The organism is Nocardioides sp. NPDC092400, assembly GCF_040684155.1.
Taxonomy (GTDB): Bacteria; Actinomycetota; Actinomycetes; order Propionibacteriales; family Nocardioidaceae; genus Nocardioides.
In genome coordinates, this window is record NZ_JBFBFJ010000001.1 from 791,828 (window position 1) to 812,542 (window position 20,715).

Here is a 20,715-nt window from a genome sequence, read left to right on the forward strand (position 1 = left end):
GACGATTGATCCGTTCGACACGCAGCACCGTCCCCGCTATCCCTTGGGAGCAACGACATGACCGAGCAGGTGGACACCCCCACTGAGCGCCGCACCGACCAGATCAACCTGAGCGAGGTCGCGGCCACGAAGGTGAAGACCCTCCTCGAGCAGGAGGGCCGCGACGACCTCGCGCTGCGCATCTCCGTGCAGCCCGGTGGCTGCTCGGGCCTGCGCTACCAGCTCTTCTTCGACGAGCGCACCCTCGACGGTGACGTCACCACCGACTTCGACGGCGTGACCGTCGTGGTCGACCGGATGAGCGTCCCCTACCTCAACGGCGCGATGATCGACTTCGTCGACAGCATCGAGAAGCAGGGCTTCACGATCGACAACCCGAACGCGACCGGCTCCTGCGCCTGTGGAGACTCTTTCCACTGATCGAGGACGCGCCAGCGGACTCGATCGCTGGTGGTCGAGCGAGCCGCGCGGCTGAGGAACGAAGCCGCGACCGGCGTGTCGAGACCCGGTGAGGTGCCCGCCCAGGGTGCGACCGCAGCACGACGAGAGAAGGGCCCCCGCCAGCAGGCGGGGGCCCTTCTTCGTGTTCGCCGCGCAGAAGGCCTGCGCGGCCCCGCTCAGTCCAGGTGCAGGTGCAGCGCGTTCGCGAGCCGCTGGGCGGCCTCGTCGACGCGGATGTCGCGCTTGGCGACCTCGCGCGGGAACTCGTCGAAGTGGATGCTCGGCACGGGGCCGACCGCGGCGCGGGCGGCCCGGGCGAGCGGCAGGTGCGCGCCGGTCGCCAGGCAGTCGGCGTGCATCTCCTGGAGCGTGGCGGCGTCGTCGTACGCGCGGCGCGGGGAGGGGGCGGGAGTCGTCATGCTCGCGACGCTAGGGGCTACCGCGGGGTAGTCCTACGAGTACCGCTCGGTAGTGTTCCGTGTCATGCCTTCACCTCGGCCGCTGCTCATCGCCGGCTCGATCGCCACGGACCACCTGATGACCTTCCAGGGGAAGTTCGAGGACTCCCTCGTGGTCGAGCAGCTGCACAAGCTGTCGGTCTCGTTCCTGGTCGACGACCTGGAGATCCGGCGTGGCGGCGTGGCCCCGAACATGTGCTTCGGCCTGGGGCGGCTCGGCCTGCGCCCGGTGCTGGTCGGCGCGGCCGGCGAGGACTTCGGTGACTACCGCTCGTGGCTGGAGCGCCACGGGGTGGACTGCTCCCACGTGCGGATCTCCGACTCCAAGCACACCGCGCGGTTCGTGTGCACCACCGACACCACCATGGCTCAGTTTGCGTCGTTCTACCCCGGCGCGATGGCCGAGGCCCGGCTCATCGAGCTCGCCCCCATCGTGGCCGTGGTGGGAGAGCCCGAGTACGTCCTGATCGGTGCCGACGACCCCGACGGCATGCTGCGCCACACCGACGAGTGCCGCCAGCGGGGCTACCGGTTCATCGCCGACCCCAGCCAGCAGCTCGCCTTCGGCGAGGGCGACCTCATCCGCCGCCTCGTCGACGGGGCCGCCCTGCTCTTCTCCAACGAGTACGAGTCGCACCTGATCGAGCAGAAGACCGGCTGGTCGGCCGCGGAGGTCCTCGACCGCGTCGGCGTCCAGGTGACCACCCTGGGCGCGGACGGCGTGCGGGTGCACCGCAAGGGGGAGCCCGACATCGTGCTGCCCGCGGTGCAGGACGTGAAGGCGGTGGAGCCGACCGGTGTCGGCGACGCCTTCCGCGCGGGCTTCCTCGCCGCGCTGAGCTGGGAGGTCGGCCTCGAGCGGGCCGCGCAGGTCGGCTGCGTGCTCGCGGCGTACGTCGTGGAGACGGTCGGCACGCAGGAGTACTCCTTCACCGGCGAGCAGTTCCTCGCGCGGCTCGAGCAGGCGTACGGCGCCGACGCGGCCGCCGACGTCCGCCCGCACCTGTCCTGACCGCACCTGTCCTGACCGCACCTGTCCTGACCGCACCTGTCCTGACCGCACCGGCTCAGCCGGTGCGGCGGACCAGGTAGCGCGGGGCGCCGTCGTCGGCGGTGTCCTCGCCGACGTACTCCTGCCCGCGCATGCGGCACCACGCCGGGACGTCGGTCCGGGCGGCGACGTCGGTCGCGACGACCCCCAGGACCTCTCCCACGGCCACCTCGGCCACGCGGCGGCCGAGGTGGATGATCGGCAGCGGGCAGAGCAGGCCGCGGCAGTCCAGCTCCAGCGCGACCGCGGGGGAGCCCGGCGCCCCCGTCACAGCCCCACCTCGGACCGGATCCCCGCGACCACCTCGGGCAGTGCGGCGAGGAAGCCCTCGACCTCCGCCTCGGTGGTCCCGCGGGCCAGGGAGACCCGCACGTTGCCGTGGGTGAGCGCCCCCATCGCCGCGAGCACGTGGCTGGGCTCGAGGGTCGAGGCGGTGCACGCCGACCCGCTCGCGACGCCGTGACCGCGCCGGTCGAGGCCGTCGACCAGCGCCTCGCCGTCGACGTAGAGGCAGGAGAAGGTCACGAGGTGGGGGAGCCGGTCGCGGGGGTCGCCGACCACCTCGGTGTCGGGGACCGCCGCCACCGCGGCCCGGACCCGGTCGACCAGGGCGGCCTGGCGCCGGCCGACCTCCTCGCGCTCCGCCACGACGGCCTGCAGGGCCGCGGCGGCGGCCAGGGCCGCCGGGACGTTCTCGAAGCCCGTGCTCCGCTCGTCGACCCGGTCGTCGCCGGGGAACGGGTTGCGCCAGCGTGCCCCCTTGCGGACGAGGAGGAGCCCGACCCCGGCCGGGCCGCCCCACTTGTGCGCCGAGGCGGCCGCGGCGTCCCAGCCGGCCGCGAGGGGCAGGCGACCGGTGGAGGCGCAGGCGTCGACGAACAGCGGCACGCCGGTGCCGGCGAGCGCGGCCGCCACCTCGGCCACGGGCTGGACGGTCCCGACCTCGTGGTTGGCCGCCTGGACGGCCGCGACGGCCACGCCGTCCGCCGACGCGGCGCGCCGGACGTCGGCGGGGTCGACCCGTCCGAGCCGGTCGACGCCGACGGCCACGTGGTCCCCGGGGACCCACGCGGCCGCGTGCAGCACCGCGGAGTGCTCGACCGCGCTGTGCACCACCGCGTCGCCGTGCCGCGCCCGCCCGGCGCGCAGCCCGAGGAGCCCGCGGTGCACCGCGTCGGTGCCCGAGGAGGTGAACGTGACCTCGTCGGGGCGGACCTCCAGGCACTCGGCGACGACCTCGCGGGCGTTGTCCAGCAGCAGTCGCGAGGTGCGTGCGGCGCGGTGCCGCCGACGGGGGTCGGCGTACCCCTGGTCGAGCGCGGCGAGGAGCGTCTCCCGCGCCGCCGGGTGCAGGGGCTCGGCGGACGCCGCGTCGAGGTAGCCGCCCGCTCCGGTCCCCGAGGACGTCGCGGGTCGGGAGCCAGGGGTCACAGCCCGAACATAGACGACCCCCGGGGTCCTCCCAGCGACTGGTTGAAGTAGTCTTCGACCTACTCGTGACCACCCAAGAGGAAGGCTCGTTCGTGGGTCTGCAACTCCCCCCGCGAGGGGTCGGGAAGGCCGGGCGCGGGCGCCGGGCGCCCCTGCTCGCCGCCGTTCTCGGCGTCGCCGTCGTGCTGCTCGCCGGGTGCTCCTCGGAGAACCGTGACGACTGGAAGAACCTGGCCATGCCCTCGCCGGCCACGGAGCAGGGTGAGCACACCCTCGCGCTGTGGCAGGGCGCCTGGGTAGCCGCCCTCCTGACCGGTGTCGTCGTCTGGGCCCTGATCTTCTGGGTCGTGTGGCGCTACCGCCGCCGCAGCGACGACGAGATCCCGATCCAGACGCGCTACAACCTGCCGCTGGAGATCTTCTACACCGTCGCGCCGATCATCATGGTGATCGTGTTCTTCTCGCACACGGTGCGGGTGCAGAACGTCGTCCTCGACGACCCGACGCCGGACAACACCGTCGAGGTCGTCGGCCAGCAGTGGTCGTGGACGTTCAACTACGGCCTGGGCGAGCAGGACCCGGCCGCGAACGACGAGGTGACCGACGACGAGTACGCCTACGACGAGTACGCCTACACGGCCGGCACGGCCTCGGACATGCCGACGCTCGTGCTGCCCGTCGACCAGACCACGCGCTTCAACCTGTACTCGCCCGACGTCATCCACGACTTCGGTGTGCCCGCGTTCCTCATGAAGATGGACGTGATCCCCGGTCGGGTGAACCACTACCAGGTCACCCCCACCGAGATCGGCGAGTACTCCGGCAAGTGCTACGAGCTCTGCGGTGTCTACCACTCGCGGATGCTGTTCAACGTCCAGGTGGTGAGCCAGGAGGACTACGCCGCGTACCTCGAGGACCTCGAGGCGTCCGGCAACACCAGTGACGGCCCGCTGATCGGCGGCGAGAACGCCGACAGCCAGGTCGGCCTCACCACCGAGGGCGACGAGTACGGCGAGGGAGACGCAGAATGACCGCCACAGCAGCACGCACGGCCGACATGACGGTCGCGCGGAAGCCCCTGGGGCAGCAGCTGGTCCGGATCATGACCACGACGGACCACAAGCTGATCGGCAAGCTGTACCTCGGCACGTCGTTCTTCTGGTTCATCGTCGGCGGCCTGATGGCGCTGCTGATCCGTTCCGAGCTCGCCTTCCCGGGCCAGCAGGTCGTGAACGACGAGCTGTACAACCAGCTCTTCACCATGCACGGCACGATCATGCTGCTGCTCTTCGCGACGCCGCTGTTCTTCGGCTTCGCCAACGTGATCATGCCGATCCAGATCGGCTCGCCCGACGTGGCGTTCCCCCGCCTGAACATGTTCAGCTACTGGCTGTTCCTGTTCGGCGGACTGATCGCCGCCTCCGGCTTCCTCACCCCGCAGGGCGCGGCCGACTTCGGCTGGTACGCCTACACCCCGCTGAGCGACGCGGTCCGCTCGCCCAGCGTCGGCGGCGACCTGTGGATCATGGGCCTCTACCTGGCCGGTCTGGGCACGATCCTGGGTGCGGTCAACTTCATCACCACGATCATCTCGATGCGTGCGCCGGGCATGACCATGTTCCGGATGCCGCTGTTCACCTGGAACACGCTGATCACCAGCCTGCTGGTGCTCATCGCCTTCCCGATCCTGGCCGGCGCGCTGCTGATGCTGGAGGCCGACCGACAGCTCGGCGCCCACGTCTTCGACCCGTCACACGGCGGATCGATCCTGTGGCAGCACCTGTTCTGGTTCTTCGGCCACCCCGAGGTCTACATCATCGCGCTGCCGTTCTTCGGCATCGTGACCGAGATCCTGCCGGTCTTCAGCCGCAAGCCGATCTTCGGCTACGTCGGCCTGGTCGGCGCGACCCTGGCGATCGCGATCCTCTCGGTCGCGGTGTGGGCGCACCACATGTTCGTCACCGGGGCGATCGACCTGCCGTTCTTCTCCGGCATGACGTTCCTGATCGCGGTGCCGACCGGCGTGAAGTTCTTCAACTGGATCGGCACGATGTGGGGCGGGTCGGTGTCCCTGGACACCCCGATGCTGTGGAGCTTCGGCTTCCTCATCACCTTCCTCTTCGGTGGCCTCACCGGCATCATCCTGGCCAGCCCGCCGCTGGACTTCCACGTCACCGACTCCTACTTCGTGGTCGCGCACTTCCACTACGTCGTCTTCGGCACCGTGGTGTTCGCGATGTTCGCCGGCTTCTACTTCTGGTGGCCGAAGATGACCGGCCGGATGCTCGACGAGCGCCTGGGCAAGGTCCACTTCTGGCTGCTCTTCGTCGGCTTCCACACCACGTTCCTCGTCCAGCACTGGCTGGGTGTGGAGGGCATGCCGCGCCGGTACGCCGACTACCTGCCCGAGGACGGCTTCACCGCCCTCAACCAGGTCTCGACGATCGGTTCGTTCCTGCTCGCCGCCTCGACGCTGCCGTTCTTCTACAACGTCTACATCTCCGCCCGCGGGCCGAAGGTGCTCGTCGACGACCCGTGGGGCTGGGGCCGCTCGCTGGAGTGGGCCACCAGCTGCCCGCCGCCGCGCCACAACTTCGTCACCATCCCGCGGATCCGCTCGGAGTCGCCGGCGTTCGACCTGCACCACCCCGAGGTCGCGGCGCTGGAGATGGAGCAGAACAAGGCGGCCAGCGAGGGCGGCTTCGCCGACGCTCCTGACATGGAGGGCCGGGCCAGCCTGCTCGACGAGCGCACGCCGAACAACGAGGAGAACGACCGATGAAGTCCGAGGCCTGGATCTTCGCGATCTGCACCGTCTTCCTGGTGCTGGTCACCCCGGCGTACTGGTTCGTCACCTCGGCCAGCGACAACGGCGGCGACTGGACGGGCACCTCGGCGCTCGTCATGACCACCCTGCTGGTGGCGATGGTGACCCTCTACCTGGGCTTCCACGCCCGGAAGATGGACCCGCGTCCCGAGGACCTCAAGGACGCCGAGATCGCCGACGGCGCGGGGGAGCTCGGCTTCTTCCCGCCGTACTCCTGGTGGCCGCTGTGGTGCGCCTCGACCCTCGCGGTGTGCGTGTTCGGCATCGCGACCGGCGCCTGGTGGCTGTTCATCATCGGCGGCGTGCTCGGCGCGGTCGCGCTGAGCGGCTGGATCTTCGAGTACTACCGGGGCGAGCACGCCCACTGAGGCACCGCTGACGCAGCTCCCACGAGACCCCGCGACCCGGACGCAACCCGGGCGCGGGGTTTCGCGTCTCCTCTGTGTCAGCCGTTAACCTCGAGGAGCACGCCGGCCCCGCGCCGGAGCCTTCCCCCCGAACCGCCGTGGAGTCCTGCATGTCCGAGCGTCGTGTCCGACCCAGCCGAGCGCGCGCCCGTCGGGGCGCAGCGGTCGCTGCGACCCTGGCCCTCTCCGCCTCCCTCCTCGCGGCGTGCGACAGCAGCGGGGGAGCGACCGCCGAGGGGCCCGACGGCGCGCAGACCACCGCGGCCGCCGGCGAGAGCGCTCCCGCGGCACGGATCGAGGTCAACGTCCGCGGCGGCGCCCGCGCCGTCCCGGTCGACCGGGTCGTCGAGCTGGACGTCACCGACGGTGAGCTGCGGTCGGTCGCGCTCGCGCCCGCGGGCGGCCCGACCGAGGAGGCCGGACCCGTCGAGGGCGCCATCGCCGAGGACGGCACCACCTGGCGCGCGGACGACCGGCTGGAGCCGGGCACGGACTACCTCCTGCGCGCCCGGGTCGAGGACGCCGCGGGCGCGACCGCGCGGCGCACGGTCCGCTTCCGCACCGCGGACCTGACCCTGGACCAGCAGACCTACCCCTCGGTGGCCCCGCTCGACGGCGAGACCGTCGGCGTCGGCATGCCGGTCATCGTCACCTTCGACGTCCCGGTCACCGACCGCGCCTCCATCGAGAGGCACCTCTCGGTCGACACCAGCCCGGCGCAGCCGGGGACGTGGCACTGGATGAGCGACAACGAGGTGCACTACCGGCCGAAGAAGTACTGGAAGCCCGGCACCGAGGTGAGCGTCGACGTCGACGTCAACAGCGTGCCCGCCGGCGGCGGCATCTACGGCCAGATGAGCCGGACCGTCGACTTCACCGTGGGCGACGCGCACGTCTACCGGGTCGACGCCCAGGCCCACCACATGAAGGTCTTCTCCAACGGCAAGCTCCTGCGCACCATCCCGGTCACGACCGGCAAGCCCGGGTTCACCACCCGCTCGGGCACCAAGGTCATCATCGAGAAGTTCGACGTCAAGCGGATGAACTCCGAGACCGTCGGCATCGCCGCCGGCAGCGCCGAGGCCTACGACATCGACGACGTGCAGTGGGCGATGCGCCTGACGTACTCCGGGGAGTTCATCCACGCGGCGCCGTGGTCGGTCGGCTCGCAGGGCTACGCCAACGTCAGTCACGGCTGCACGGGCCTCAGCACCGCCGACGCCGGCTGGCTCTACGCCATGAGCCGCCGCGGCGATGTCGTCGAGTACGTCGGCACCGACCGGCAGATGACCCTCGACAACGGGTACGGCGACTGGAACGCCTCCTGGGGCGAGTACCGCGCGGGCTCGGCGCTCGGCTGACCCCGGCCCGCTCGCTCCTCAGCCGGTGGCGAGCAGCTCCCGGACCCGTGGCGCGACCTCGGTGCCGTACAGCCCGATGCACTCCATCAGGTGCTCGTGCGGGAGCGGGCCGTGGGAGTACTTGAGGTCGAAGCGGTCGATCCCGAGCGTCCGCACGGTGCCGGCGATCTTCTGCGCCACCGTCTCGGGGGAGCCGACGAAGAGCGCGCCGTGGTCGGCCTCGGCGTCCAGCTGGTCGCGGGTGGCGGGCGGCCAGCCGCGCTCGCGGCCGATCCGGTCCCGGTTGGCCTTGAAGTGCGGGAACAGGCGGTCGCGGGCTTCGGCGTCCGTGGGCGCCACGAAGCCGGGGGAGTGCACCCCGACCGGCAGCCCCGGCTGGCCGAGCTCGTCGAGGGCCCGCCGGTAGAGGTCGACGTACGGCGCGAAGCGGGCCGGCTCGCCGCCGATGATCGCCAGCATGAGCGGCAGGCCGTACCGGGCCGCCCGGACGACGGACTCCGGTGAGCCGCCGACGGCGACCCAGCTGCGCAGCGGCTCGGCGGGCCGCGGCCAGACCTGCGCGTCGACCAGGGGGCGGCGCGTGCTGCCCTCCCAGCTCAGCGGACGGTCCTCGGCGGTGGCCGCCCGGAGGCGTGCGAAGAGGTCCAGCTTCTCGCTGAAGAGCACCTCGTAGTCGGCGAGGTCGAAGCCGAAGAGCGGGAAGGACTCGGTGAAAGAGCCGCGCCCCAGCGTCACCTCCGCCCGGCCGCCGGAGAGCGCGTCGATGGTGGCGAAGCGCTCGAGCACCCGCACCGGGTCGTCCGAGCTGAGCACCGTCACGGCCGAGCCGAGCAGGATCCGCTCGGTGGTGGTGGCCAGGCCGGCCAGCACGATGTCGGGTGCCGAGACGGCGTAGTCGTCGCGGTGGTGCTCACCGACGCCGAACGCGTCGACCCCGACGGCGTCGGCGAGGCGGCCCTGCTCCAGCACGTCACGCACCACCTGCGCCTGGGGGAGGAGGGCACCGTCGGGACCGACGGTGACGTCGCCGAAGGTGTCGAGCCCGAGCTGGATGTCCATGGTGCTCCTGTCGTGCGTGGCGGCGTGGCCGGGAGGTCCCCGGGGAAAGGGCGAGGGCCCCGGCCGCTGGTGCGGTCCGGGGCCCTCGACCCGTGGTGCTGGTGCTCCTGGTGACGCCTCGGCGTCAGTGGTCCCCGCGCAGCGAGTCGCCCTCGACGGCGTGGTGGCCGTCGAACTGGTGACCGTCGGCGGAGACGCCCTCGAGCTCGCCGTGGGCGGAGTGCTCCTCGTCGGCGTGGTGGTGCGCCTCCTCGAGCTCGGCCGCGGTCGGCTTCTGCACGTTGTCGGCGTACCAGAGGGTCTGCAGCTTCGTGCGGAGCCCGCTCAGCCGGCCCTTGGGCGCCGGGACGCCGTTGGGGTCGAAGGAGCTGGTGGTGCCGCCGAGGAGCGCCGGGTCGCGGTCACGAGCCGTGATCGCGTACGCCTTCGCGGTGTCGACCGGCAGGTGCCGCTCGCTGTAGCCGCCCTCCGGCGAGCGCATGATGACGCCCGTCTCGTAGCCGTGCAGCAGCTTCTCGTTGTCCTGGCGCTGGAGCGAGATGCACCAGCGTCGGGTGATGATGAAGGCGATGACGGGTCCGATGAACACCGCAGCACGCATGAAGTACGTGATCTGGTTGATGCTCAGGTGCAGCTTGATCGCGATGATGTCGTTGCCGCCCGCGGCCCAGAAGAGGCCGTAGAGCGTCATCAGCGCGACCATCACCGCGGTGCGGGTCGGGGCGTTGCGCGGGCGCTGGAGCAGGTGGTGCTCCCGCTTGTCACCGGTGATCCACGCCTCCAGGAACGGCAGGAGGAGCAGCACGGTGAACAGCAGGCCCGGCAGCACGATGATCGGCAGGAAGACGTTCCAGGACCAGGTCGTGCCCCAGAAGTGCGACTCCCAGCCCGGCATGATCCGCAGCGCGCCGTCCGGCCAGCCCATGTACCAGTCGGGCTGCGAGCCCGCGGTGACCTTGGTCGGGTCGTAGGGGCCGAACTTCCACACCGGGTTGATCGTCAGCAGACCACCCATGAGGGCGGCGACGCCGAAGACGATGAAGAAGAAGCCGCCGGCCTTCGCGGCGTACACCGGCAGCATCGGGAAGCCCACGACGTTCTGCTCGGTGCGGCCGGGACCAGGCCACTGGGTGTGCTTGTGGTACACGAGCAGCAGCATGTGCGCCGCGATCAGCGCGAGCAGTAGGCCCGGGATCAGCAGGATGTGGATGGTGTAGAGCCGCGGGATGATCGCGTCGCCGGGGAACTCGCCGCCGAAGAGGAAGAACGACATGTAGGTGCCGACCACCGGGATCGACTTCATGAAGCCGTCCGCGGCGCGGACGCCGGTGCCCGAGAGCAGGTCGTCGGGGAGCGAGTAGCCGGTGAAGCCCTCGAGCGTGCCCAGGATCAGCAGCAGGCAGCCGATGACCCAGTTCATCTCGCGGGGCTTGCGGTGCGCGCCGGTGAAGAACACGCGCAGCAGGTGGATCATCATCGAGGCGATGAAGAGCATCGCCGCCCAGTGGTGCATCTGCCGCATGAGCAGACCGCCGCGGACGTCGAAGGACAGCTCGAGGCTGGAGGCGTACGCCTCGGACATCGCGATGCCGCGCAGCTGGTCGTAGGAGCCCTCGTAGTGGATCTCGCCCATGCTCGGGTTGAACCACAGCGTCAGGAAGACGCCCGAGAGCAGGAGGACCACGAAGCTCCACAGGGCGATCTCGCCCAGCATGAACGACCAGTGGTCGGGGAAGACCTTGCGCAGGTTCTTCTTCATGGCCGTCGCCAGGCCCAGACGCTCGTCGGCCCAGTTGGCGACGATGCCCGCGCGGCCCGGCTTCTTGGCGATCGCCGCCGAGCTGTTGCTCGTGGCGACCTTGCTCGTGTCGATGCTCATTGTCAGCCACGCTCCCAGTAGCTCGGGCCCACCGGCTCGGTGAAGTCGCTGAGTGCGACCAGGTAGCCCTCCTCGTCCACGCCCAAGGGTAGCTGGGGGAGTGCACGGGCGGCCGGGCCGAAGACGACCCGCGCGGAGTCCGCGAGGTCGAAGGTGGACTGGTGGCACGGGCACAGCACGTGGTGCGTGGTGCGCTCGTACAGGGAGATCGGGCACCCGACGTGGGTGCAGATCTTGGAGTAGCAGATGACGCCGTCGACGGACCAGTTCTCGCGGCCCTCGCCGGGGATGATCTCGTCGGGCTCCATGCGGACGACGATGGCCGCCGCCTTGGACTTCGCGACCTGGAGCTCGACGCCCTCGATCTCGGGCTCGCCCTCCTCGTCGACGGCGAACAGGGCCTCCGGCACCGCGTTGACCAGGTCGCCGATCTCGAGGTCGGCGGCGCGGATCGGGGTGCCCACGACGTCGCGGACGACGCGCATGCCCTTGGTCCACACGGTGTGCTCGAGGCCGGCACCCGGGTAGTTGCCCTCCCGCGTGACCTGCCCCGGGGTGGGGCCGAGGTCGCGCAGCAGCACGACGGCGGGCAGGCCCAGGAGGCCGACCGCACCGAGCAGCGAGTTGCGGACCAGGGGCCGGCGGGTGATGCCCGACTCCTCGGCGCCGGCGTTCAGCGCGGCCAGGGTGGCGGCGCGGTCCTCGTCGGAGGACTTCGCCGGGTGGCGCAGCTCGCTGATCTCGTGGTCGCCCATGAGCTTGCGGGCCCACTGGATGATCCCGACGCCGATGAGCAGCAGGGCCAGGCCCAGGGTCGTGCCGAGCGCGACCGTGGAGGCACCGTAGTTGCCCACGATGTCGTGGTCGTCCTTGATGTCCAGGGCGAAGTACGCGACCAGGAACAGGAGGACGCAGAGGGCCGAAAGGCCGAAGAGGCCGGCGACCTGGCGCTCGGCACGCTTCTCCTGGCGCGGGTCGACGTCCGTGGGACGCCACTCGTGGGGCGGCAGGCCCGGGTCCGGGATCGGCTCGGCCGACTCCGGCACCACGGGCGACGAGCCGCCCGGGGCGTCGGGGAGGTTCTGCGACGACTCGCCCTCGTGCGGGTCGTTCTCGTGCGACTCGTGGTCGCGGGCGTCGCTCACGCCGCCTGTCCCTTCTTCTTCGTGGAGCGCGTGGTGTGGGCAGCGATCCAGATCGCGAACCCGACGAGGCCGCCGATGCCGACGAGCCAGGCGAACAGGCCCTCGCTCACCGGACCGAGACCACCGAGACCGAAACCGCCGTACTCAGGGGTCTCGCGGATCGACTCGAGGTAGTTGATGACGTCGCGCTTCTCCTCGGGCGTGAGGTTGCCGTTGGAGAAGTTCGGCATCTGCTGGGGGCCGGTGAGCATGGCCTCGTAGATGTACTTGGGGTCGGTGCCGTGCAGCGAGGGGGCGTACCCGCCGCGCGGCATGGCGCCGCCGGCGCCGTTGAAGTTGTGGCAGGCCGTGCAGTTGGTGAGGAAGATCTGGCCACCGCGGACGATGGCCTCCTCGCGCTCCTCCTCGCTGAGGCCCTCGAGGCTGTAGTCCTCGGGGTCCGGGATGGCCGGGCCGGGGCCCAGCGAGGCGACGTACGCCGCGAGGGCGTCGATCTCGTCCTGGGAGTAGACGGGCTCCTTGTCGGGAGCCTGCTGGCCGGGCTGGGTCATCGGCATCCGGCCGGTGCCGACCTGGAAGTCGACGGCCGCGGCGCCGACGCCGACGAGCGGCGGGCCGAGCTGGGTGTCGCCGCGCTCGGTCAGGATGCCCTCGCCGTTCTGCCCGTGGCAGAAGGCGCAGCCGACGAGGAAGAGCTCGCGGCCCTTGGCGACCTGCTCGGCGTCGCTCTCGGCGGAGGTCGCCTGCGCCGGCGCGAACGCGGCGTACAGGCTCCCGGTGAGCACCAGGCCGAGCAGCAGCAGCACGACGCCCGCGAGGGGGCCCCGGCGGTGCCGGGAGAGTCGACCTGCGGAACGGTTCAGGAGACGCACGTTGTGATCCTCGGGGTCCTTGCGGGTGGGCGGGGCTGCTGCTGGTTGCGTGCTACGAGGTGTTCGTAGCTACTTGACGAGGTAGATGGTCGCGAAGAGACCGATCCACACGACGTCGACGAAGTGCCAGTAGTAGGAGACGACGATGGCGCTGACGGCCTGCTCGTGGGTGAACTTCCGAGCGATGTAGGTCCGCCCGAGGACGAACAGGAAGGCGATCAGGCCGCCGGCCACGTGGATCCCGTGGAAGCCGGTGGTCAGGTAGAACATCGTCCCGTAGGCCGAGGCCGGGATGGTGACGTCCTCCTGGATGAGGTTCGCGTACTCCACGGCCTGGCCGGCGATGAAGATGGCGCCCATGACGTAGGTCAGGAGGAACCACTCGCGCAGGCCCCAGCCGCGGACGTTCAGCACCGACCCGGTGCGGCCCACCTGGCCGCGCTCGGCGGCGAACACGCCGAGCTGGCAGGTCAGGGAGCTGAGCACCAGGATCGTGGTGTTGACGGCCGCGAACGGGACGTCGAGGAGAGCGGTGTTCTGGCTCCACAGCTCCGGGCTCACCGAGCGGATCGTGAAGTACGCCGCGAACAGGGCCGCGAAGAACATCAGCTCGCTCGAGAGCCAGATGATGGTCCCCACGCTGACCATGCTGGGACGGTCGTGATGCCCGTGGAGGCGGGAGGCCGGGATGGTTGCTGTGGTCGCCACGGCGCCATTATGTCCCGGGTGGTCGCCGAGGGCACCACGGGCCCCTCTCAGGTGGGGGTCATAAAGTTCACAGCGTGTCCGGCGCTGCATTCCTCGTCGCCCTGACCGCCGCACCGGAGCTTCCCGAGCCCACGCTCGGGGCGTTCTTCACGCAGTGGTCCTGGGCTCCCGTCTCGACCGTGCTCACCGTGTGGGTGGCCGGTCTCTACCTGCTCGCCGTCGCCAAGCTGCGCCGCCGAGGGGACCGCTGGCCGGTGGGCCGGACGATCGCGTTCGTCGGGGTCGGCATGGGTGCGTTCTACGTCGCGACCGCGTCCGGCCTGGCGGCGTACGACACCACCCTGCTGAGCGCGCACATGGTCCAGCACATGGTGCTGTCGATGGTCGTGCCGCTCGCGCTCGCGCTCGGCGCCCCGGTGACCCTCGCGCTGCGCACCCTCCCGGCCGCGCCCCGCCGGTGGCTCCTGGCGGTGCTGCACTCCAGGGTGGCCGCGGTGCTGTCCTTCGCGCCGCTGGCCTTCGCGCTCTACGTGATCTCGCCGTGGGCGCTCTACTTCACCGGCTGGTACGACGCGTCGCTGGCCTCGACGTACGTCCACGAGATGATGCACCTGCACCTGGTGCTGGTCGGCTCGCTCTTCTTCTGGCCGCTGATGGGGATCGACCCGGTGCCCGGACGCGTGGGCTACCCGTTCCGCGTGCTGCTCACGGTGCTGACGCTGCCGTTCCACGCCTTCCTCGGCGTCACGATCATGGGGCAGTCCGAGCTGATCGGCGGCGAGCACTACCGCGAGCTGCGCGAGGGGCCGATGGCCTCCTGGCTGCCCGACATGGCCGACGACCAGCACCTGGCCGGCGGCATCCTGTGGGGCTCGGGCGACCTGATCGGGCTGGCGTTCTTCGCGGTGCTCTTCGCCCAGTGGGTGCGGTCCTCGATGCAGGAGGCCAAGCGGGAGGACCGGCGCCTGGACCGCGAGGAGCGGGCGCGCGCCCGCGAGCTCAGCGGGCGTCCGTAGCAGCGCCCGCGGCCTGCTCGCGGTCCTCCTCGCGGAGCACGGCGATCCGGGTGACCCGGGCCGCGTCGGTCGCGGCCACGCGCAGGCAGGATTCCCCGACCTCCACGGTGTCGCCGGGCTCGGCGATCCGGCCGAGCCGCGCGACGACGTACCCGGCGACGGTCTCGTAGTCGCCGTCGGGGAGCTCGACGCCGGTGCGCTCGGCGAAGTCCTCGATGTTCAGCCCGCCCTCGAGCAGCAGCGAGCCGTCGGCGTCGCGGACCTCCGGCTCGGGGGCGTCGTGCTCGTCGCGGATCTCGCCGACGATCTCCTCGACGAGGTCCTCGAGCGTGACGATCCCGTCGGTGCCGCCGTACTCGTCGACGACCACGGCGAGGTGGACGCCCTCGCGGCGCATCTGGGTGACGGTGGGCAGCACGAGGTTCGTGCCCGGGAGGACCAGCACCTCGCGCTGGACGTCGCGGACCAGGCGCGGGTCGCCGTCGCGCAGGTCGAGCAGGTCACGGACGTGCAGGAAGCCGGTGATGTCGTCGAAGCCGCCCTCCCCGGTCACCGGGTAGCGCGACCACGACAGGTCGCGGACCCGCTCGACGGCGGCGGACAGGGGCAGGTCGCCGGCGAGGAACGCGACCTCGTGGCGGGGACGCATCACCTCCTTGACGCTGGTGCGGGAGGCCGCGAAGACGTCGCCGAGGATCCGTCGCTCCTGCTCGTCGAGGCCCTCGTGGGTCGAGACGATGTCGCGCAGCTCCTCCTCGGACAGCTCGTCGTTGGTCGCGTCCGGGTCGCCGCCGAGCAGCCGGACCACGGCGTCGGTCGAGCGCGAGAGCAGCCAGATGACCGGGCGCATCACGGTGGCGAAGCGGTCCAGCGGCGGGCCCACGACCTTGGACACCTGCGCGGAGCGCTGCAGCGCGATCCGCTTGGGGACCAGCTCCCCGAGGACGAGGGAGAAGTAGGCGATGAGCAGCGTCATCGCCACCAGCGCGACGGTGTCGGCGGCGCCGCTGCCCAGGCCGAGGTCGACGAGGTACGGCGCGACGTCCGGGGCGAGCGTCGACCCGCCGTACGCCGCGGAGAAGAAGCCGGCCACGGTGACGCCGATCTGGACGGCGGCCAGGAAGCGGTTGGGGTCCCGTGCGATCTGCGCCACCCGGGCGCCGCGGGCGCTCTCGCGCTCCATCCGCGAGACCTGGCTGTCCCGCAGCGAGACCAGGGCGATCTCGGTGCCGGAGAACACGCCGCCGACGAGCACGAACAGCAGCACCAGGCCGAGGTTGACGAAGGTCTCGGAGTCCACGCGGCGAACCTAGCGAGCCGGTCCTGACCGGCTCGCCCACGCGGCCAGGCGACGGTGCCGGTGGGCGAAGAACCGGTCCACGACGTGGCCGGTCCCGGGGACGCGCGGCTCCAGCACGAGCCGGTCGGTGACGGTGCAGGAGGCGTCGTCGACCGGGTCGACGGTGCGCTCGTGCTCCCAGCGCGGGAAGAGCAGCATCCGGGAGCTCTCGTGGAAACGGCGGCCGGGCTCCAGCGCCACCAGCGTCATGTCGTCGAAGTCGACCGGCACGACGCCGCCGGCCAGCAGCCATGCTTTCCCGAGCGGGCGCCCCAGCAGCAGGCGGGCGTCGTCGAGCGTGCCGCCCCGCAGCCGCGGCGGCATCGTCATCGACAGCAGCGGCCGCATCTCGTGCCGGATGCCGGCGGGCGTGGTCACCCGCGCCCAGACCTCGGCGGCCGGGCGGAGCAGGGTGGAGGTGCGGGTCAGGGTCGTGGTCGGCACGTCCGGACTCTAGGGAGGGTCATGGGCAGGGGACCGGCCCGCGTCGTACGATCCCCGACGTGACCGACTCCGCGACCGCCCCGCTCAAGGTGCTCGTCTACAGCGACGACGTGAACACGCGCCAGCAGGTGATCCTGGCGCTGGGCCGTCGCCCGCACCCGGACCTGCCCGAGGTGGAGTACGTCCAGGTCGCGACCGAGCCGGTCGTCATCCAGAACATGGACGCCGGCCACATCGACCTGGTCGTCCTCGACGGCGAGGCCGTCCCCGCGGGCGGGATGGGCATCGCCAAGCAGCTCAAGGACGAGATCTACCAGTGCCCGCCGGTCGTGGTGCTGACCGGGCGGCCGCAGGACGCCTGGCTGGCGACCTGGTCCCGGGCGGAGGCGGCGGTGCCGCACCCGCTCGACCCGATCCAGCTCGCCGAGACCGTCGTCGGTCTGCTGCGCGCGCGGGTCCCCGCTCCCACCACCTCCGCCTGAGGTGTCGACCTGGCCCGAGGTCCTCGGCGCGCTCGTCGCCGGACAGGACCTGAGCGCAGGGCAGACGGCCTGGGCGATGGACGAGGTGCTCAGCGGCGAGGCGACCTCCGCCCAGGTCGCGGGGTTCGCCGTCGCGCTGCGAGCCAAGGGCGAGACGACCGAGGAGGTCCGCGGCCTCGCCGACGCGATGCTCGCCAAGGCGAGGCGGATCTCGGTGCCCGGTCGGCTGCTCGACGTCGTCGGCACCGGCGGTGACCGGTCCTTCTCGGTCAACATCTCCACGATGTCGGCGATCGTGGCGGCCGGCGCCGGTGCGCCGGTCGTCAAGCACGGCAACCGGTCGGCGTCCTCGAAGTCCGGGTCCGCCGACGTGCTCGAGGCGCTCGGCATCCGGCTCGACCTGCCGGTCGAGCGGGTGGCGGAGGTGGCGGTCGAGGCCGGCATCACCTTCTGCTTCTCGGCCGCGTTCCACCCCGCGATGCGCCACGCGGCCGTCCCGCGCCGCGAGCTGGGCATCGGCACCACCTTCAACCTGCTCGGCCCGCTCACCAACCCGGCCCGTCCCGCCGCGCAGGCGATCGGGTGCGCCGACGCCCGGATGGCGCCGGTGATGGCGGGGGTGTACGCCGCGCGGGGCGTCGACGCGTGGGTGTTCCGCGGCGACGACGGGCTCGACGAGCTCACGACCACGACCACGTCGCGGCTGTGGCGCGTCCACGGCGGCGAGGTCAGCACCGAGACCGTCGACCCGGCGACCTACGGCCTGGCACCCGCGACGGCCGAGGACCTGCGCGGTGGCGACGCCGCGCACAACGCCGAGGTCGTGCGCCGGCTGCTGGCCGGCGACCGGGGCCCCGTGCGGGACGCGGTGGTGCTCAACGCCGGTGCCGCCCTGGCCGTGCACGCCTCGCCGTCGGCACCGGCCGCGGAGTCGCTCGCCGAGGGTGTCCGCCGGGCGGTCGACGCCATCGACACGGGTGCCGCCGCCGCGACCCTCGAGCGCTGGGTCGCCGCCACGTCGGCCTAGAGGTCCAGGACGTACTGCCCGCCGCCGTGCTCGCGGAACCCGAGGTGGGGGTAGTAGGCGCCGACCATCCCCGGCGGGGTGAGCACGTGGCGGAACCCGAGGTCGCGCAGCACGCCGCTGCGCCGCCAGAGGAACTCCCCGGGTGAGAAGTCGCGGTAGCGCGGCGTGACGTAGTCGAGCTGGACGTGCGCGACGTCGCCGTCCTCGCGGAGCACGACGACGCCGACGGTCTCGTCGCCCTTGAGCACGACGAACGCGTGCTGGGCGCCGGCGGGGGCCGGGTCGAAGTCCGGCTGGAACCGCGCGATGTCGGCGGCGTGGGTGCGCAGCACGTGCCGCAGGTAGGCGTCCTCGGGCCGGACCTCGACGACCTCGAAGGCCGCCTCGTCGTGGCGCTCGCGCACCAGGCGGAGGATCCACCACACGTTGATCGCGGCGAGGACGGCGTTCATGCCGACCATCGGCCACACGCTGACCAGGGCGTTGAAGACCAGCAGGACCAGGCAGCCCACCAGGTTCAGCGTGCGGAAGCGCAGCACCCGCGCCTGCAGCAGCGAGTACACCAGCAGCGCGCTGCCGCCCCAGCCGACCAGGTCGAGCCAGTGGTCACCGAGCCAGCCCACGGTGGTGGCCGGGCCCTAGTCGAGGCCGAGGGAGAACGCCGACTCCAGGTCGTGCTGGGAGTAGGCGCGGAAGGCGATGTGGGTCTCGGTGGCGGTCACGCCCGCGACCTTGTTGAGCCGGTCGGCCACGACGTTCGCGACGTCGTCGTGGTCGCGGACCCGCACGAGCGCGATGAGGTCGATCTGGCCGGTCACCGAGTACACCTCGCTCACCCCGTCGAGGGCCGCGATCGCCTCGGCCACCTCGGGGATGCGGGCGACGTCTGCCTTGACGAAGACGATGGCGGTGATCATGGGCAGACCCTAGCCGGGACCGGGCCCGGGGCTCAGCGCGCCGGCTGGTGCACCGGCGCGAGGTCGCGGCGGTCGTCGAAGGGCACCAGCTCGGCGCGGGAGCGGCTCACGGCGTCGTGGATCGCGAGGTGCCGGGTCGCGCCGCTCACCGGGCAGCTCCACTCGCCCTCGACGTCGACGAGGCGGATGCCCGGCGACTCGAGCCACCGCAGGATCTTCTCGGTCTCCTCGGCGGTCGCCACCGGGACCGGGCCGGGCCCCCCGGTGACGGTCTCGGCGGACGCCCGCAGCGACGCGACGTAGGCGTGGGCGTCGGCGCCCGCGGGGATCACCCCGGCCGCGGCGAGCCGGCCGTACCGCACGACGTGGACCGCCCAGCGGCCGTCGTCGCCGCGGCGGGAGGCGATGACCTCGGGGCAGCGGGTCAACGCGCTGAGCCGTTGGGTGCGGCTCGCGGCGCGGATGAAGGCGGCGAGGCGGTCGCGGTGCACCCCGGCCTCCTCGAAGCGCTCGTCGGCGGCGAGCGCCTCCATCCGGGCATTCACCTGCTCGACGACCCGGTCGGGGCGGCGCAGCAGCGAGTCGCGCAGCTGCCGGACCACGGCCGCGTAGGTGTCGTGGTCGACCGTCCCGTCGCAGGGGGAGAGGCAGCGGCCGAGCTCGGCCAGCACGCACGGCGTGCGCGAGGGGGTCCGGCCGAACCGGTCCGAGCACTGCCGCAGCGGGAAGGTGTCGTGCAGGGCGGCCAGGCACTTCTCGGCGACCTTGCGGGAGGAGAACGGGCCGAGGTAGTCCGCGTCGTCGTCCAGGACGCGCTTGACCAGGGACAGCCGGGGCCACGGCTCGCGGGTGAGCTTGAGGAAGGTGGTCTTCTCCGGGAAGCGGGAGCGGCGGTTGTAGCGCGGCTTGTGCTCGGCGATCAGCCGCAGCTCGCGGACCTCGGCCTCCAGCGACGTGGCGCACTCGATGCCGGTCACGCTGTCAGCGATCCCGACCATCTCGCCCATCCGCGAGCGGGTCTCGGAGGCGGTGAAGTAGGTGCGCACCCGGGTCCGCAGGTCCTTGGACGTGCCGACGTACAGCACCCGCTGCTCATGGTCGCGGAAGAGGTAGACCCCCGGGGCGTGCGGCAGGCCCTCGGCGAGGTGGCGCTTGCGCCGCTGGGCGGTGCTCACCCGCCCGGAGAAGGTCTGCAGCTCCTCCAGCGTGTGCACGCCGAGCCCACCGAGCCGCTCCATCAGCCCGTGCAGGACGTCGACGGTCGCCCGGGCGTCCGAGAGCGCCCGGTGGTTGGGCGTGGTGGTCGAGCCGAAGGCCCGGGCCAGGGAGGAGAGCTTGCAGTTGGGCGCGTCGTCCTTGGTGATGACCCGGCGCGCGAGCCGCGCCGTGTCGAGCACCTCGAAGCCCGGCCACGGCCGCCCCTGCTGCTCGCAGAAGTGGCGGAGGAAGCCGATGTCGAACGGCGCGTTGTGCGCGACCAGGACGGTGCCGGCGGCGAACTCCAGGAAGGCCGGCAGGGCCGACTCGATGGGCGGCGCGTCGGCGACCATGGCGTTGCTGATGCCGGTGAGGACCGCGATGAACGGCGGGATCGGCAGGCGCGGGTCGACCAGCGTCTGGAACTCGCCGAGCACCTCGCCGCCGCGCACCTTGACCGCACCGATCTCGGTGATCATCGAGCCGCCCTCGGCGGAGCCGCCCGTGGTCTCGAGGTCGACCACGGTGAAGGTGGTGCCCCGCAGCGGGCGACCCAGCTCGTCGAAGCTGCGTTGCGACTCCCACTGCGCAGGCGCGGTCCGGACGGCGCTGCTCATGGGGCCGAAGGTAGGTGCGGCCACCGACAATGCCGTG

General features: G+C 71.8%; 22 protein-coding genes. 9 read left to right on the forward strand and 13 right to left on the reverse strand.

What is annotated here, in order from left to right:
- Positions 1-57 precede the first annotated feature (57 nt).
- Positions 58-420, forward strand: a complete 363-nt coding sequence (gene erpA, locus AB0N29_RS03915) for an iron-sulfur cluster insertion protein ErpA (protein ID WP_302270664.1) — start codon at positions 58-60, stop codon at positions 418-420.
- Between the two features lie 197 nt (positions 421-617).
- Here erpA and AB0N29_RS03920 read toward each other — a convergent pair whose 3' ends face one another.
- Positions 618-860 carry a hypothetical protein gene (locus AB0N29_RS03920; RefSeq protein WP_302270665.1) on the reverse strand — a complete coding sequence of 81 codons (243 nt, stop codon included), beginning with the start codon at positions 858-860 and terminating at the stop codon, positions 618-620.
- A 64-nt stretch (positions 861-924) separates the two neighbouring features.
- On the opposite strand from AB0N29_RS03920, the gene AB0N29_RS03925 reads away from it, so the two are divergent.
- Positions 925-1,911 (forward strand): carbohydrate kinase family protein, encoded by a 987-nt coding sequence (locus AB0N29_RS03925; RefSeq protein ID WP_302270666.1) that lies wholly within the window; start codon positions 925-927, stop codon positions 1,909-1,911.
- Between the two features lie 55 nt (positions 1,912-1,966).
- Here the strand turns inward: AB0N29_RS03925 and AB0N29_RS03930 are convergent, their stop codons facing one another.
- Positions 1,967-2,221: a sulfurtransferase TusA family protein gene (locus tag AB0N29_RS03930; protein WP_364864263.1), complete on the reverse strand. Its 255-nt coding sequence runs from the start codon at positions 2,219-2,221 to the stop codon at positions 1,967-1,969.
- Entirely contained in the window at positions 2,218-3,381 is a 1,164-nt protein-coding gene (locus AB0N29_RS03935) for an aminotransferase class V-fold PLP-dependent enzyme (RefSeq protein WP_364864265.1), read from the reverse strand. The genes AB0N29_RS03930 and AB0N29_RS03935 overlap by 4 nt, the downstream gene beginning before the upstream one ends.
- A gap of 92 nt (positions 3,382-3,473) precedes the next feature.
- Here AB0N29_RS03935 and coxB point away from each other — a divergent pair, with 92 nt between their 5' ends.
- The 4 genes from coxB to AB0N29_RS03955 all read left to right on the forward strand — a co-directional run bounded on the left by coxB (position 3,474) and on the right by AB0N29_RS03955 (position 7,976).
- The gene (gene coxB / locus AB0N29_RS03940) at positions 3,474-4,412 is read left to right on the forward strand and encodes a cytochrome c oxidase subunit II (RefSeq protein ID WP_302270669.1); all 939 of its coding nucleotides are present in this window, start codon (positions 3,474-3,476) and stop codon (positions 4,410-4,412) included.
- On the forward strand, positions 4,409-6,163 hold the full coding sequence (ctaD, locus tag AB0N29_RS03945) for a cytochrome c oxidase subunit I (RefSeq protein WP_302270670.1): 1,755 nt from the start codon (positions 4,409-4,411) through the stop codon (positions 6,161-6,163). Before coxB ends, ctaD begins: the two co-directional genes overlap by 4 nt.
- Complete coding sequence (locus AB0N29_RS03950) at positions 6,160-6,576, forward strand: cytochrome c oxidase subunit 4 (RefSeq protein WP_302270671.1); 417 nt, start codon at positions 6,160-6,162, stop codon at positions 6,574-6,576. The genes ctaD and AB0N29_RS03950 overlap by 4 nt, the downstream gene beginning before the upstream one ends.
- Before the next feature lie 149 nt (positions 6,577-6,725).
- Entirely contained in the window at positions 6,726-7,976 is a 1,251-nt protein-coding gene (locus AB0N29_RS03955; RefSeq protein ID WP_364864269.1) for an Ig-like domain-containing protein, read from the forward strand.
- An 18-nt stretch (positions 7,977-7,994) separates the two neighbouring features.
- Here the strand turns inward: AB0N29_RS03955 and AB0N29_RS03960 are convergent, their stop codons facing one another.
- From AB0N29_RS03960 to AB0N29_RS03980, 5 genes are all read right to left on the reverse strand, one after another.
- Entirely contained in the window at positions 7,995-9,035 is a 1,041-nt protein-coding gene (locus AB0N29_RS03960; RefSeq protein ID WP_364864271.1) for an LLM class flavin-dependent oxidoreductase, read from the reverse strand.
- A gap of 124 nt (positions 9,036-9,159) precedes the next feature.
- A complete protein-coding gene (locus AB0N29_RS03965) occupies positions 9,160-10,914 on the reverse strand; it encodes a ubiquinol-cytochrome c reductase cytochrome b subunit (protein ID WP_364864273.1) in 1,755 nt (584 codons plus the stop codon).
- 2 nt (positions 10,915-10,916) lie between these two features.
- Positions 10,917-12,059, reverse strand: coding sequence for a Rieske 2Fe-2S domain-containing protein (locus AB0N29_RS03970; RefSeq protein WP_364864275.1), 1,143 nt, complete (start codon positions 12,057-12,059; stop codon positions 10,917-10,919).
- On the reverse strand, positions 12,056-12,931 hold the full coding sequence (locus AB0N29_RS03975; RefSeq protein WP_302270676.1) for a c-type cytochrome: 876 nt from the start codon (positions 12,929-12,931) through the stop codon (positions 12,056-12,058). The genes AB0N29_RS03970 and AB0N29_RS03975 overlap by 4 nt, the downstream gene beginning before the upstream one ends.
- A 69-nt stretch (positions 12,932-13,000) precedes the next feature.
- Positions 13,001-13,621, reverse strand: coding sequence for a heme-copper oxidase subunit III (locus AB0N29_RS03980; RefSeq protein WP_302271631.1), 621 nt, complete (start codon positions 13,619-13,621; stop codon positions 13,001-13,003).
- 92 nt (positions 13,622-13,713) lie between these two features.
- Here AB0N29_RS03980 and AB0N29_RS03985 point away from each other — a divergent pair, with 92 nt between their 5' ends.
- Positions 13,714-14,655, forward strand: a complete 942-nt coding sequence (locus AB0N29_RS03985) for a cytochrome c oxidase assembly protein (protein WP_364864278.1) — start codon at positions 13,714-13,716, stop codon at positions 14,653-14,655.
- Here the strand turns inward: AB0N29_RS03985 and AB0N29_RS03990 are convergent.
- Together AB0N29_RS03990 and AB0N29_RS03995 are read right to left on the reverse strand one after the other, a co-directional pair.
- Positions 14,639-15,955 (reverse strand): hemolysin family protein, encoded by a 1,317-nt coding sequence (locus AB0N29_RS03990; RefSeq protein ID WP_364864280.1) that lies wholly within the window; start codon positions 15,953-15,955, stop codon positions 14,639-14,641. The two genes, AB0N29_RS03985 and AB0N29_RS03990, sit on opposite strands and share 17 nt — an antisense overlap.
- Before the next feature lie 9 nt (positions 15,956-15,964).
- Complete coding sequence (locus AB0N29_RS03995; RefSeq protein ID WP_364864283.1) at positions 15,965-16,438, reverse strand: hypothetical protein; 474 nt, start codon at positions 16,436-16,438, stop codon at positions 15,965-15,967.
- 59 nt (positions 16,439-16,497) lie between these two features.
- Between AB0N29_RS03995 and AB0N29_RS04000 the strand changes: the two genes are divergently transcribed.
- Together AB0N29_RS04000 and trpD are read left to right on the forward strand one after the other, a co-directional pair.
- Positions 16,498-16,920 carry a hypothetical protein gene (locus tag AB0N29_RS04000; protein ID WP_364864285.1) on the forward strand — a complete coding sequence of 141 codons (423 nt, stop codon included), beginning with the start codon at positions 16,498-16,500 and terminating at the stop codon, positions 16,918-16,920.
- 1 nt (position 16,921) lies between these two features.
- Positions 16,922-17,947 carry an anthranilate phosphoribosyltransferase gene (trpD, locus tag AB0N29_RS04005; protein WP_364864287.1) on the forward strand — a complete coding sequence of 342 codons (1,026 nt, stop codon included), beginning with the start codon at positions 16,922-16,924 and terminating at the stop codon, positions 17,945-17,947.
- On the opposite strand, the gene AB0N29_RS04010 is transcribed toward trpD, so the two are convergent.
- The 3 genes from AB0N29_RS04010 to AB0N29_RS04020 are packed head-to-tail and all read right to left on the reverse strand — an operon-like array spanning position 17,944 to position 20,678.
- Entirely contained in the window at positions 17,944-18,570 is a 627-nt protein-coding gene (locus tag AB0N29_RS04010; RefSeq protein WP_364864289.1) for a GNAT family N-acetyltransferase, read from the reverse strand. The genes trpD and AB0N29_RS04010 overlap by 4 nt on opposite strands.
- Positions 18,571-18,585: 15 nt before the next feature.
- On the reverse strand, positions 18,586-18,864 hold the full coding sequence (locus tag AB0N29_RS04015) for an Lrp/AsnC ligand binding domain-containing protein (protein WP_302270685.1): 279 nt from the start codon (positions 18,862-18,864) through the stop codon (positions 18,586-18,588).
- Between the two features lie 32 nt (positions 18,865-18,896).
- The gene (locus AB0N29_RS04020; RefSeq protein ID WP_364864291.1) at positions 18,897-20,678 is read right to left on the reverse strand and encodes a DEDD exonuclease domain-containing protein; all 1,782 of its coding nucleotides are present in this window, start codon (positions 20,676-20,678) and stop codon (positions 18,897-18,899) included.
- Between the last annotated feature and the right edge of the window lie 37 nt (positions 20,679-20,715).